Origin of the sequence: Streptomyces sp. NPDC000345, assembly GCF_042898825.1 — a bacterium.
Lineage (GTDB): Bacteria > Actinomycetota > Actinomycetes > Streptomycetales > Streptomycetaceae > Streptomyces.
This window is the reverse complement of the sequence record NZ_JBIAZE010000005.1, coordinates 288,653-300,993: the sequence shown is the minus strand read 5'-3', so window position 1 is coordinate 300,993 and position 12,341 is coordinate 288,653. Positions and strand designations below refer to the sequence as shown.

Annotated in this window: 10 protein-coding genes and 1 pseudogene; 6 read left to right on the top strand and 5 right to left on the bottom strand. The window is 72.7% G+C overall.

From position 1 onward, the window contains the following. Nucleotides 1-122: 122 nt before the first annotated feature. The gene (locus ACFY30_RS14460; protein WP_390845521.1) at nucleotides 123-998 is read right to left on the bottom strand and encodes a UbiA family prenyltransferase; all 876 of its coding nucleotides are present in this window, start codon (nucleotides 996-998) and stop codon (nucleotides 123-125) included. A gap of 108 nt (nucleotides 999-1,106) precedes the next feature. Between ACFY30_RS14460 and ACFY30_RS14455 the strand changes: the two genes are divergently transcribed. The 5 genes and pseudogenes from ACFY30_RS14455 to ACFY30_RS14435 all read left to right on the top strand — a co-directional run bounded on the left by ACFY30_RS14455 (nucleotide 1,107) and on the right by ACFY30_RS14435 (nucleotide 5,065). Further along, entirely contained in the window at nucleotides 1,107-2,183 is a 1,077-nt protein-coding gene (locus tag ACFY30_RS14455) for a type III polyketide synthase (RefSeq protein WP_390845520.1), read from the top strand. A 7-nt stretch (nucleotides 2,184-2,190) separates the two neighbouring features. Next, complete coding sequence (locus ACFY30_RS14450) at nucleotides 2,191-2,739, top strand: isoprenylcysteine carboxyl methyltransferase family protein (protein WP_390845519.1); 549 nt, start codon at nucleotides 2,191-2,193, stop codon at nucleotides 2,737-2,739. Next, nucleotides 2,724-3,752, top strand: coding sequence for an NAD(P)/FAD-dependent oxidoreductase (locus ACFY30_RS14445; RefSeq protein WP_390845518.1), 1,029 nt, complete (start codon nucleotides 2,724-2,726; stop codon nucleotides 3,750-3,752). Before ACFY30_RS14450 ends, ACFY30_RS14445 begins: the two co-directional genes overlap by 16 nt. Nucleotides 3,753-3,759: 7 nt before the next feature. Further along, a pseudogene (locus ACFY30_RS14440) lies at nucleotides 3,760-3,881 on the top strand (deaminase); the annotation flags it as partial. A 92-nt stretch (nucleotides 3,882-3,973) separates the two neighbouring features. Beyond that, on the top strand, nucleotides 3,974-5,065 hold the full coding sequence (locus ACFY30_RS14435) for a pectinesterase family protein (RefSeq protein ID WP_390845517.1): 1,092 nt from the start codon (nucleotides 3,974-3,976) through the stop codon (nucleotides 5,063-5,065). 129 nt (nucleotides 5,066-5,194) lie between these two features. On the opposite strand, the gene ACFY30_RS14430 is transcribed toward ACFY30_RS14435, so the two are convergent. The 4 genes from ACFY30_RS14430 to ACFY30_RS14415 all read right to left on the bottom strand — a co-directional run bounded on the left by ACFY30_RS14430 (nucleotide 5,195) and on the right by ACFY30_RS14415 (nucleotide 10,801). Further along, the gene (locus ACFY30_RS14430; RefSeq protein ID WP_390845516.1) at nucleotides 5,195-6,604 is read right to left on the bottom strand and encodes a HupE/UreJ family protein; all 1,410 of its coding nucleotides are present in this window, start codon (nucleotides 6,602-6,604) and stop codon (nucleotides 5,195-5,197) included. Next, complete coding sequence (locus ACFY30_RS14425; RefSeq protein ID WP_390845515.1) at nucleotides 6,601-7,809, bottom strand: DUF3500 domain-containing protein; 1,209 nt, start codon at nucleotides 7,807-7,809, stop codon at nucleotides 6,601-6,603. The genes ACFY30_RS14430 and ACFY30_RS14425 overlap by 4 nt, the downstream gene beginning before the upstream one ends. Before the next feature lie 450 nt (nucleotides 7,810-8,259). Beyond that, complete coding sequence (locus ACFY30_RS14420) at nucleotides 8,260-8,934, bottom strand: glycoside hydrolase family 11 protein (protein ID WP_390845514.1); 675 nt, start codon at nucleotides 8,932-8,934, stop codon at nucleotides 8,260-8,262. A 229-nt stretch (nucleotides 8,935-9,163) separates the two neighbouring features. Then, nucleotides 9,164-10,801, bottom strand: a complete 1,638-nt coding sequence (locus ACFY30_RS14415; protein WP_390845513.1) for a serine/threonine-protein kinase — start codon at nucleotides 10,799-10,801, stop codon at nucleotides 9,164-9,166. Nucleotides 10,802-11,135: 334 nt separating this feature from the next. On the opposite strand from ACFY30_RS14415, the gene ACFY30_RS14410 reads away from it, so the two are divergent. Continuing rightward, nucleotides 11,136-12,323, top strand: a complete 1,188-nt coding sequence (locus tag ACFY30_RS14410; protein WP_390845512.1) for a cytochrome P450 — start codon at nucleotides 11,136-11,138, stop codon at nucleotides 12,321-12,323. The last annotated feature ends 18 nt before the right edge of the window (nucleotides 12,324-12,341 follow it).

Genomic DNA, 12,341 nt, shown 5'->3' with positions numbered 1-12,341 from the left:
CGCGGCAGACGCCGCAGCCGCCCCGCCCGGACGTCGGCAGATCCCCGGCTTCGGCCCGCAGCGCGGCCTCGTTCGTGCCGGGCGGTCAGGAACGCACCCGGACGCTCGACACGGCTGCCCCGTCACGCGAGACGCGCGCCGCGCAGGAGCAGGAGGGCGACATCGGAGGCGGCCAGGCCCAGGCAGCACAGGAAAGGGGTCCGGCTCCGCCCGCCCGGCCACAGCGCGACGGTGAGTGAGAGTGCGCAGGCCGCCGCGAGCCCGGCGCGTGCGGGGATGCCGACCGGTCCCGCCGGGCCCAGGACCAGCACGGCCGAGCCTGCGGCCAGCGCCGCCGCCGCCAGTGTCCGCGCGCCGCGGTGGCCACCGCGTTGGGGCAGGCCGCGGATGTCCGCCGCGAGGTCGTCGTCGATGTCCGGCAGGACGTTCGCGGCGTGAGCACCCACCCCCAGCAGCGCGGCGCCCGCCGACGCCCACCAGTGCGGCCACGGGCTGCCCGGCAGGGAAAGAGAGACGAACGCGGGGAGCAGCCCGAAGGCGACCGCGTACGGCAGCCACGACCAGACGGTGCGCTTGACGCCGAGGTTGTAGCCCCAGGCCGCGGCCACGCCGACCAGATGCGCGCTTCCCGCTTGCCACCCGTTCGCGAGGGAGAGCGGCACACAGGCCGCGAGGGCGCAGCCGGCCGCGATGGTCACCGCCCGCGCGGACGCCGCCCCGGTCGCCAGGGGCTTGTCGTGGCGCGTGGCGGCCACGTCGCGGTCGGCGTCGATCACGTCGTTGCTCCAGCCCACCGACAGCTGCCCGGTCAGCACCGCCGCCGCGATCAGTACCGTACCGGCGCCGCCCCGCCCCGATGCGGCGGCCAGCGCGGTCACCACCGCGGTCACGGCCGCCGAGGGCGCGGGGTGAGCGGCCAGCAGCAGGCCGACGGCGCGCCCGGCCCCGCGGCGAGGGCCCGCGGTGGCCGGAGTGGACGAGGTTCCGACGCTGTGCACGCCGTCGAATGGTAGGCGTGGCCGCCTCGCTCCCTCGGCTGCCACACGCGAAATGCCCATGATGTGCGCCTTGTGAGGATTCGTCATGCTCCTCTCTATTCTTGCCGAATGACGCGTATCGCCGCTGTCCAAGGAGTGCTGCCGGCCCACCGCTACCACCAGCGCGAGATCACCGATGCGCTCGCGGCGATGTGCTCCCGCGGAGCCGGAGTCCCGCCGGGGGACCGCGGCGTGCTGGACCGTCTGCACGCCACGTCCTGTGTCCGCACCCGTCACCTCGCCCTGCCACTGGAGCGGTACGCCCTGCTGCAGGGCTTCGGCCAGGCCAACGACCTGTTCATCGAGGAGGGCCTGCGGCTCGGCGAGGAGGCACTGCGAGGCGCCCTGGACCGGGCCGGGCTCGTCCCGCACGAGGTGGACCTCGTCTTCACCACCTCCGTCACCGGTATCGCGGCCCCGTCACTGGAGGCCCGGCTGGCCGGGCGGCTGGGGCTGCGGCCGGACGTCAAGCGCGTGCCGGTCTTCGGCCTGGGCTGTGCCGCCGGTGCCGCCGGGCTGGCCAGGATCCACGACTACCTGCAGGGCCATCCGGAGCAGGTCGCGGTGCTGCTCTCGGTCGAGCTGTGCTCCCTCACCCTGCGCCGGGGGGACACCTCCGTGCAGAGCATGGTGGCCGGCGCGCTCTTCGGCGACGGTGCCGCCGCGCTGGTCGCCGTCGGCCGGAACCATCCCCGCCTCCAGGAGTACGCCGGACCCCGGGTGGTGGCCACCCGCGGCCGCCTGTACCCGGGCACCGAGGACGCCCTGGGCTGGGACATCGGCGACAGCGGCTTCACCATCGTGCTCGGCGCCGAACTGCCGGAACTGGTCCGGCTCCACCTGGGCGAGGAGGTGCGCTCCTTCCTGGCCGCACACGACCTCAAGCCGGACGACATCACCGGCTGGGTCTGTCACCCCGGCGGCCCCAAGGTGCTGGAGGCCCTCCAGGAGACACTCGGCCTCGGGCCCGACGCGCTGGAGCTGACCTGGCGCTCGCTCGCCGGCGTCGGCAACCTCTCCTCCGCCTCCGTACTGCACATCCTGCGCGACACCCTGGCCCTGCGCCCGCCCCCGGCCGGGACACCCGGCCTGCTGCTGGCGCTCGGGCCGGGCTTCAGTTCCGAACTCGTGCTCCTGCGCTGGTAGGTGACGGATGACCGGCTACACCCTGCTGATCCTGCTGGTGGCCGCCGAGCGGGTCGCCGAACTCGTCGTCGCGCGACGCAACGCCTCCTGGAGCCGCGCGCACGGCGGCGTGGCGTACGGGGACGGCCACTACCCGGTGATGGTCGCCCTGCACACCGGACTGCTGGCCGGCTGCCTCGCTGAGACCCAGCTCGCCGAGCGGCCCTTCCAGCCGCTGCTCGGCTGGCCGATGCTGGCCCTCACGTTCGGGGCGCAGGCGCTGCGCTGGTGGTGCATCAGCACCCTCGGACCTCGCTGGAACACCCGCGTCATCGTCGTGCCCGGCCTGCCGCTGGTCAGCACCGGCCCCTACCGTCTGCTGCGCCACCCCAACTACCTCGCCGTGGTCGTGGAGGGACTCGCCCTGCCGCTGGTCCACGGAGCATGGCTGACCGCGACCGCCTTCACCCTGCTCAACCTGCCCCTCCTGACCGTCCGGCTCCGCTGCGAGAACGCGGCCCTGGCCCGGTCCGCCCCGTCTTCGGCCTCCGCGACCCCGCCGTGCTCGACCTGCTGATCGTCGGCGGCGGGCCGGCCGGACTCGCCACCGCGATCCACGCCGCCCGCGCCGGACTCGAGGTGGCCGTGGCCGAACCCCGGCCGACGCCGGTGGACAAGGCCTGCGGCGAAGGGCTGATGCCGGGCGCGGTGCGGGCCCTCGCCGAACTGGGCATCGCCCCGCCCGGGCACCCTCTGCGCGGCATCCGCTACCTCGACGCCGAGGACGACGGCCGGCACGCCGAGGCCGGCTTCCGCCACGGACGCGGCCTGGGCGTGCGGCGTACGGACCTGCACGCGGCTCTGGCCCGGCGGGCGGCGGAACTGGGCGTCCCGGTGCACCCGGTCAAGATCGACGCGGCGACGGTCCGCCAGGACGCCGGCAGCGTCACCGCAGCCGGGCTGACGGCCCGGTACCTCGCCGCCGCCGACGGCCTGCATTCGCCCGTCCGCCGGCACCTCGGCCTGGACCTGCCCGATCCGCGCCCGCACCGCTACGGGCTGCGCAGACACTTCACCATGGCGCCCTGGACCGACCACGTCGAGGTCCACTGGTCCGCGCGAGCCGAGGCCTACGTCACCCCGCTGGGGCCCGGGTTGCTCGGCGTGGCCATCCTGACCGGCGAGCGGGCACCGTTCGACGTGCAGCTCGCCGGCTTTCCGTCGCTGGCTGCCCGCCTGTCCACACACGCCTCCTCGGCCGTCCGCGGTGCGGGGCCGCTGCGGCAACGGGTCCGCGGCCGGGTGGCCGGCAGGGTCCTGCTGGTGGGCGACGCCGCCGGATACGTCGACGCGCTCACCGGCGAAGGCATCTCCCTCGCCCTGGCCGGTGCCGCCCAGCTCGTCCGCTGCGTCCGAGGCGGCCGGCCCCTGGACTACGAACACGCCTGGCGCCGGGCCTCACGCCGCCACCGTCTGCTCACCCACACCTTGGTACGCCTCCGTGGCCACCCCCGACTCGCCGGCCTGATCGTCCCCGCCGCCGTACGCCTTCCCTCCCTGTTCACCGGGCTGGTCAACGGCCTGGCGTGAAGCGCGTGTGGCGGTGTCGCCGGTAGAGCTCCGGTCCGGACCACGACTCCGGGTTCCCCGGACGAGCTGCTCGACCGGTTCCGCTCGGCGGTCGTGCCCAGCCCGGGCGGTGTGACGCACCACCTGTTCTGTTCCGGCGAGATGAGGCGAGGGCCCACGGGAGTCCAGGCTGCGACGGCGCCGACCGGCAACTCCTCCGGCTTCGGCAGCGACTGAAGGCCATGACGACCAACACGGGACACCGAACCCGAACCCAGCAGCACCGCCACCGCCGGCTGCGGCCGGCCTGGGGACGGCCGGCCGTCCTCGCCCTCGTGGCGGGGGTCACCGCCGGCGCGACGCTCGGCGGCACGGGCACCGCGTCGGCCGCGGCAACGATCACCGTCGCGGCGGACGGCTCGGGCAACTACACCACCGTGCAGGCGGCCGTGAACGCCGTACCGTCCGGCAATTCCTCACGCGTCATCATCTCCATCGCGCCCGGCACCTACCGCGAGAAGGTGACCGTGCCGGCCGACAAGCCCTATGTCACCTTCCAGGGCACCGGCAGCAGCCGCAGCTCCACGAAGATCGTGTACGGAGTGGCCTCCGGCAGCCCGAAGGGCGACGGGACCACCTACGGCACGGGCGGCAGCGCGACCGTCACCGCCTACGCGGACGAGTTCCAGGCACGCAACCTCACCGTCGCCAACGACTTCGACGAAGCGGCGCACGACTACGCCAACGAGCAGGCGGTGGCGCTCTACACCGCCGGCGACCGGACCGTGCTGGACGGCGTGATCTTCGACGGCAACCAGGACACGCTGCTGCTGCACAGCCGGTCGACCTCGCTGCGGGCACGGGTGTACATCAACAACGCGATCATCAGCGGCGACGTCGACTTCGTCTTCGGCGGTGCCACCGCCGTCATCAACAAGACGGCGATCACGGTGAAGAGCGACCGCACCAGCTACGGGATCGTGTTCGCGCCGTCGACGCCGGCCGCGTACCACGGCTTCCTGGTCATCAACAGCTCGATCACCGGGTCCGGCACCACCGGGGCGACCTATCTCGGCCGCCCGTGGCACGCGGGCGGGGACGCGTCCCTCGACCCCGAGGCGATCGTCCGCAGCAGCTCGCTGGGCGCCCTCGTGCGCAGCGCGCCATGGACCGACATGAGCGGGTTCTCCTGGAAGGACGACCGCTTCGCCGAATACGCCAACTCCGGTGCGGGAGCGGGCACGGCGAGCTCCGACCGGCCCTTCCTGACGGCGAGCCAGGCCGCGGACTACGAGATCGCCGACTGGCTGAACGGCTGGACGCCGTCCGCGTAGACCGCGAAACGAGCAGCCCCTGTCGCCGCTCGGAACCCATGTCTGGCGTTTCGCCGTACGGCACCGGGCCGGCTCACCCCGCCCGGTGCCGTCGGGAACAGCCGCTTCCCGTCGCGCACCTGCGCGCCCTCATCCCGTACCCGCTCCGGCCGCCGCGTGCCGCTCTTCAGGCTCGGGACTCGTCGCCGCGGGGGGCTCGGCCGGTCCGGGGCGTGCCGGGCGGCGGATGGCCAGGGTCCAGGCGGTGGCGGCGAGTGCGGTCACCGTGAGGGCGGCCAGCAGCGGGGTGGTGTGGGATCCGGCGCTGTCGGCCGCCCGGGCGACGGGGTTGGGCAGGCCGAGGCGGTCGGCCAGCCAGCCGAGGGCCGCCGTGCCGGTGAGCAGGGCGCCGGCCAGCCGTAGCGCGGGCTGGACGCGCAGGCGCGCGAGGACCAGCAGGGAGGGCAGGGCGAGACAGACCAGCAGGAGCTGGACCAGCTCGATGCCGAGGTTGAAGCCGAGGAGGCTGGTCACGAGCTGCCCGGTGGACAGGTGCATCTCGGCCAGGACGAAGGAGAACGCCATGCCGTGGCCGAGCCCGAAGACCCCGGCCACGAGCGCCTCCTTGCCCGGGAAGAGGGGGCGGACGGCGTGGATCGCGCCGACGAGGATGCTGGCGGCGATGAACGCCTCGACCGGCCGGCCGGGGATGTCCAGGCGGCCGAGCGCGGTGGCGGCCAGCGCGACGGAGTGGCCGGCGGTGAAGGCGAGCGTGGTGCGGCCGATCCGGCCGAGCGCGGACCGGACGCCGACCAGGCCGTCCCAGCGCCGTCCGCCGGCCGCGAGCGGTGCGGGCAGGAGCAGGATCAGCAGGAACAGCAGGTGGTCGGTGCCGGTGAGGATGTGGTCGCCGCCCAGCCTCACCATGGCGAGGAATCCGCGCCAGGCGCTGCCGTCGTCGAGGTCGACCTTCAGGGCCGGGACGGTCATGGTCCGGGTGTCGATCCGGATGGTGCCGACCTGGGTGGCGCCCTCGCCGCCGATCTGCCCGGCGGCCCAGTCCTGACGTACCGTCACCAGAGCCGTGTGCGTGACGACTTGGTGGACGATGACGTCGTAGCCGAAGGTGAAGTGGCGCACGTCCGCACCGGCCGGCGGGGTGAGCACGACCTCGGCGACCAGCTCCCGGTAGGGGCCGGTGGAGGTCTGCTCGGTGCTGCTGAGACGCAGGCTGCCGGTGCTGACGTCCCAGGCCTCGCCCCCGGTGGTGGCCGGGCGGATGTGCCGGCCGAGATAGGTCCGGACGGCCTCGGCCCTACCGGACAGCGTGGCCTGGGTGGTGTCGCTCAGATCGATCCCGCTGGCCCGGGAGAAGTCGTCGGCCGGAAGTTCCAGACGGGCACTCACCGAGGCCTGGTACACGTCGAGCTCCACCACCGAGTGCGGCATCGGATGCGCGGCGGCCGGCGACGCCCCGGTGAGGAGCGCCGCCGGTACCGCGATCGCGATCCCGGCCACCAGACGCAGTGCTGTGGTCAGCCAGTTTCGCGGTCGGGTCATGAGAAGGAGAACTCGCTGCCGTAGTCGCGGGTGTGGTCCCGGTACACGGTGTGGTAGTGGACCTTGTCCTGGTAGACGAAGCCGTTCTGGCAGACGAACTCGATCCACACGCCGGGGCCGTCGATGCGGACGTAGTCGCCCTGGGTGTCCAGACCCGTGCCGCCGGAGTAGGCGATGTAGGTCTGGTCGAGCTCACGCGTGTACGTCTTCATGAGCTGCTTGGCGGTGGCGTCGTCCACACCGGCGATCCACGGGTGGATCGCCGCCAGGACCAGCTTCTTCTGCTTGGGCGACAGCGAGGCGGCCCTGATGCCCTGCTTGGTCTCCGGGAACTGGCCGTCCTCGCCCGGGCCGAGCAGCACGTCGCTGAACGACTCGGACAGCTTGGCCGCAGCCAGCTGCTCCGTGCTCAGGCTGCCGGTCAGCTCCAGCAGGCCGTCGCGGAACGTCCCCAGCGGCTCGTACGTGGTGCCGTCGTCCGCGGTCCAGCTGGTGGGCTCGACGCCGGTGAAGAACGGACTGGCGCCGGACACCTTGCCGTCCTTGTAGGTGATGTTCACCGCGAGGTGGTGGCCGCCGAAGTGCAGCTGCCACGTGCCGTCCGCCGACGGGGTGCCCAGGAACGCCAGGAAGTAGATGTCACTTCCGTACCCGCCGCCGCCGGCACCGCCGCCGGGGTCGCCGGACGGCGGGGTGCCCGTCGGGGCGTCGGTGGCGGTCGCGCTCGGGTCCGCCGAGGCGGAGGCGGTGGCCGAGGGGTCGCTCGACGTGCTGCCCGACGGCGCGGAGGGCCCGGAGCCGGAGCTCTCCGCCGAGGCCAGCTGGTCGTCGGCCAGGAGGGTCTGCAGGACGTGTTCGTAGCCGGTGTCCTTGCCGGTCCCCAGTGCTGTCTTCAGCACGTTCTTCAAGGCGGCCAGCTGCTCGTCGCTCAGCGAGCCGGTCTGGATGCCGGGCCGGCAGGACGAGCCGCACGGCAGGTTCGACCACGCGGTCGCGTTCGCCTGGGAGAAGTCCAGGACCGTCTCCGCCTGCTGGTCGGAGTCCAGCGTGTTCAGGAACGCGTTCGCGGCGCTGACCACGGCCGCGACGCCGGTGGCCTTCTTGTCGACCGGATAGTGGACGCCGGCCTTCTTCGCGTCGCCCGTGGTCGTCGCCGCGTTGGCCGCCACGAAGCCGCCACCGACGAGGACCACACCGGCGGCCACGCCGGCTATGCCCCGCCAAGTCCGTCGGCTACGCGCCCGGCTTGTTCTCTCTCTGCTCACGAACAACTCCCTGAAGACAAGAGTGGGTACGGTGCGCCGACTTGGCGGGCGGCACCGTCGAGGACACGCGCGTGATGGATGAGAGGACTATCAGCAAAATTGTTGACAGCTCAATGCGCGAGTCCCGGGGCGCGTCCCATTTGGATGGCGGAGGCCGCATATCGATGAGAAGTACTTGGCTCGTTGACAGGTTGCTCTCATCGCGGCTTCAGCCGCCGTGACGGCGTCGCGTCACGTCCGGCGGTGACGTCGGGCGACGGACGATCCGCCCGGACACCCCTTGGGAAGAGGGGTGCCCGGGCGGCACGTCAGCGCTCCGGGTGTCACCGCGCGCCCGGCCCGGTCCCCAAAGTCGTCCTCAGGGTCGGGTGACCCGGCGCAGTCCGGCGCTCATGCCGACACCGTGATCGTGGAGCTCCCGCTGCTCTGGTAACCCTCGGTCGCGAGGATCATGTAGTACTTGAAGCTGCCGAGGGGCATCCCCGCGCGGGCCCAGGCGTCGAAGTGGTTGCCGGTGGTGATGGTGCCGCCCGTCCGCTTCGACTGCCGCACGCTCCAGTACTGGTTGAAGGTCTTGGTGCCTTCGACGGACGGCGCGTTGTACCGCGTCGTCTGGTAGATGTCGTACGTGCCGCCGTCGCTGGTGACGGTGCCCTTGTACGCGCCCGTCGGCCGGTAGGTGCCCCAGTTGTCGACGACGTAGTACTCGACGAGCGGGTTGGACGTCCAGCCGTAGAGGGCCAGGTAGGCGTTGCCGGAGGGGCTGAAGCTGCCCGAATACCTCACGGTCCTGCGCGAGCCGTTGCTCCAGCCCTTGCCGGCGACGAAGTTCCCGGTGTTCCTCCAGCTCGTGCCGTAGGTGCCGCCGGAGTCCAGGGTCATGGAGACCGTGCCCTGCGCGTCGGTCCAGAACGAGTAGTAGAAGCCGTTGTTGGTGCCGGTCTGGTTCGTGGTGATGACGGTGGCGGCGCGGGCGGTGCCGGGCAGTACGAGAGCCGATGCGGCGCCCAGCAGCATGGCGCAGGCGGTCCTGCGGGTCGTCGGGTGTGCGGGTACGACGTTCATGCGAGGGTTCCTCCTCCTCTTGGTGAGGCCGGGAATGTGGTCGCAGTGTTGACCTGCCCTCATCAAGCGTCAATAGTTTCGGCATCTGTTACGAAATGTTTCGACGCCGGAGAGCGTGTGATACATGGGTTTTGGCCACGCCACTCTCCTCGGTCGCGGTGATCACGGCCTTGGGGTGAGGATGACCCAGGACCTCGCCTCGAATGTTTCGAAGAATTTCCGGTGGAACTCAGTCCGTGCCCGGAGCGCGGCGCAGTTCGGAGGGGGCGCCGGCCGACTGGGCACCCTCCTCCCCGAGGCGGAGGGTGTCGTCGGCGGTCAGCTGAACCACGTACACATGACCCTTCTCGCACGTCAGCGAGGAGTTCGAGCGATCGGTCGGGTGGCTGGTCACCGCTTCGAACGTGGCCGTGGAGCCACGCACCCCCCGCAGTTCGAGGGCCTCCGTGCAGCCCACCTCGCGTCGGGTGCCGACCTCGGAGACCTCGCTGACCTGCTTGCCGGCGATGTCCCCCTTGGCGGCGGTGTGCAGGGTCAGAGTGACCACGAAGGAGTCGGTGCGGGGCTGGAGCCGCCCGTCGGCGTCGGGGTTGCCGGGACCCTCGCCGGTCCAGACGCCCTCCCATTTCCGGGACAGCGCGGCGGTGGTGGTGGAAGCCGTCGGGCCGCTCGTCGGGTCCGCCCCGGTTCCCTTCTCCCCGTCGCCGTCGCCGAAGGGGCGCAGGAGCAGTACGGCGGTCGTGGCGGCGACGGCACCGGCGGTCACCGCGACGACGGTCCGGGCGGTCCGCCGACGCCGGTGAGCGGCGGCGGGCGGTGGGGCCGCCACGGCGCCCGGATGGTGCACGGGATGCACGGGATGGGCGGCGACGGCGCCGGGATGCATCGGCGGGGTCGCGGCCGCCCCGGCACGCACCGGCGGAGTCAGGGGCGGGGGCGGGGGCGGCACCGTGGCGGGGGCCGTCGCGCAGAGGGCCGAGACCTCCGCCGCGCGGCGGGTGAGGTCGTCCTGGAGCCCGGGCGGCAGGGCGTGCTCCCAGCCGCCGGACTCCCGCTCGCGGGGCAGAAGCCCGGTCAGCTCGGCGCTGCCCGGCCGGTGTTCCGGCTGCTTGGCCAGGCAGCGACGGAGTACCGGCACCAGATCATCCGGCACACCGTCGAGGCGGGGGTCGTCGTGGACCACCCGGTACAGCAGCGAGGCCGCCGAGACGTCCTCGCCCGGATGCTGGAACGGGCTGTCGCCGGTCGCGGCGTACACCAGGACCGCGGCGAGCGAGAAGACGTCTCCCGCGTCCGTCACCACGCCTCCGGACACCTGCTCGGGGGCGAGGTAGCCGGGCGATCCGATGACACCGCCGGTGCGGGTGTGCCGGGAGTCGTCGGCGGCACGGGCGATGCCGAAGTCGATGAGCATCGGGCGCTCGCGGGCCAGCAGGATGTTGGACGGCTTGACGTCCCGGTGCGTGAGACCGCAGGCGTGCACCGCGCCCAGGGCGGCGGCGAGTTCGGCGGCCAGGGCGCGCAGGGCGGCGGGCGGGAGCGGGCCGTGCGCCATGACCCACTCGGCGAGCGAGGGCGCGGCGACGTACTCGGTCGCCAGCCACTGCGGACGGTGGCCGGGCCGGCTGAAGTCCACGACGGACACGGTCCAGGGAGAGCGGACGCGGTCGCTGCTGCGTATCTCGCGGGCGAAGCGCGGCTCGAAGTCCGGCGCCGCGGCCAGATCCGGGCGGACCGTCTTCAGCGCCAGCGGGCGGCCCGCCGGGGTGCGCGACAGGTACACCTGGCCCATGCCGCCCGCGCCGAGCCGCGCCAGCAGCGGGTAGCCGCCGACGGCGTCCGGATCCGTGGCCTCCAATGGCTGCACGTACGTTCCCCCTTGTCCCTCACCCCGTGTCCGCTCCCTCGCGGCACGGCGCCGCCGTGCGGGAGAGTGCGGGCGCGCAGAAGAATACGGCGGCGGGCGGGGCGGCCGCGGAGGGAGGGTCCGCCCCGACGCCGTCGCGCTCAGCTCGACGGCAGGCGCGTGACCGTCAGGTCGAGCCGGCGGCCGAACTCACTTCACCGCCGGCCGTCAGATCGCCACCCGCCCCGGGTTTGCGGTGATCTCCCCCGAGCAGGCTCTGGAGGCGTCTTCCAGCCGCCCGTTCCCGTACCTGGACCCAGCTCGCCGACCGTCGCAGCCGCTCAAGGAGGAATCCGTGGCCGTCGTGCCCACGACCGAGATCGACATGTTCGCGACCTCGGACCAGCGCACCCGCTACGAGCAGTACCGGCACCTGCGGGAGCTGGGCGCCGTCGTCCGGCTGCGCGAACCGGACGTGTACGCGATCACGCGCTACGACGAGGTGAGAGCCGTGCTGGCCGACCACGGCACCTTCCTCTCCGGCGAGGGCGTGGGATTCAACGCCGATGTCAACCGGATGATGCGGGGCGTCACCCTCGTCAGCGACCCGCCGGAACACGACGTGCTGCGCTCCGTCGTCGGGGCCGGACTGCGGCCCGGCTCCCTGCGCGGGCGCAGTGAGGAGATCGCCGGGAAGGCGCGCGACCTCGTCGCCGAGGTCCTCGACCGCGGTGAGATCGACGGTGTCACCGAACTGGCCCAGGTGATACCGATGCTGGTCATCCCCGACTTCCTCGGGCTGCCCGACCGCAATCGTGAGCACCTCTACGCGTGGGGACAGGTGGGCAACGACCTCCTGGGCCCGGTCACCGAACGCACCCCGCACAACATGGAGATGACGCGGCGCCTGTTCGAGTTCGCCCACGAGCTCGCGGCGAACAGGGAACTCGCGCCCCAAAGCCCCGGCGCCGCCATGCTGGAGGCCGCCGACCAGGGGGTCATCCCCAAGGAGAAGTGCCCCCTCCTCCTCGTCGACTTCATCGGCCCGTCGCTGGAGACGACGGCCGCGGCGATCGGCCATCTCCTCGTCGTCTTCGCCGAGCGCCCGGACCAGTGGGCGGCACTGCGCGCCGAGCCCGGACTCGTGGCGTCGGCGATCAACGAGCTGCTCAGATTCGAGAGTCCGGTGCGCGGCCTCACCCGCGTCGCGGCGCGCGACACGGAGCTCGGCGGGGTGACGATCCCGCAGGGCGCCCGGGTGTGGGCCCTCTTCGCCTCCGCGAACCGTGACGAGCGCAAGTGGGAGCGCGCGGACGAGTTCGACTTCCGCCGCAACCCCCGCGACCACCTCGCCTTCGGACACGGCGCGCACGGATGCGTCGGCCACGGCGTGGCCCGCCTGGAGCTGCACGCCCTGTTCCACGCGCTGCTCGAGTCCGTCGAGCGCGTGGAGTTCACCGGTGATCCGGTGATCGCGGAGAACACGATCCTGAACACGTACGCCGAGGTCCCCGTCCGGCTCGTCGCGAGGAGGACGGCCTGAGGCGAGGACGACGGCCTG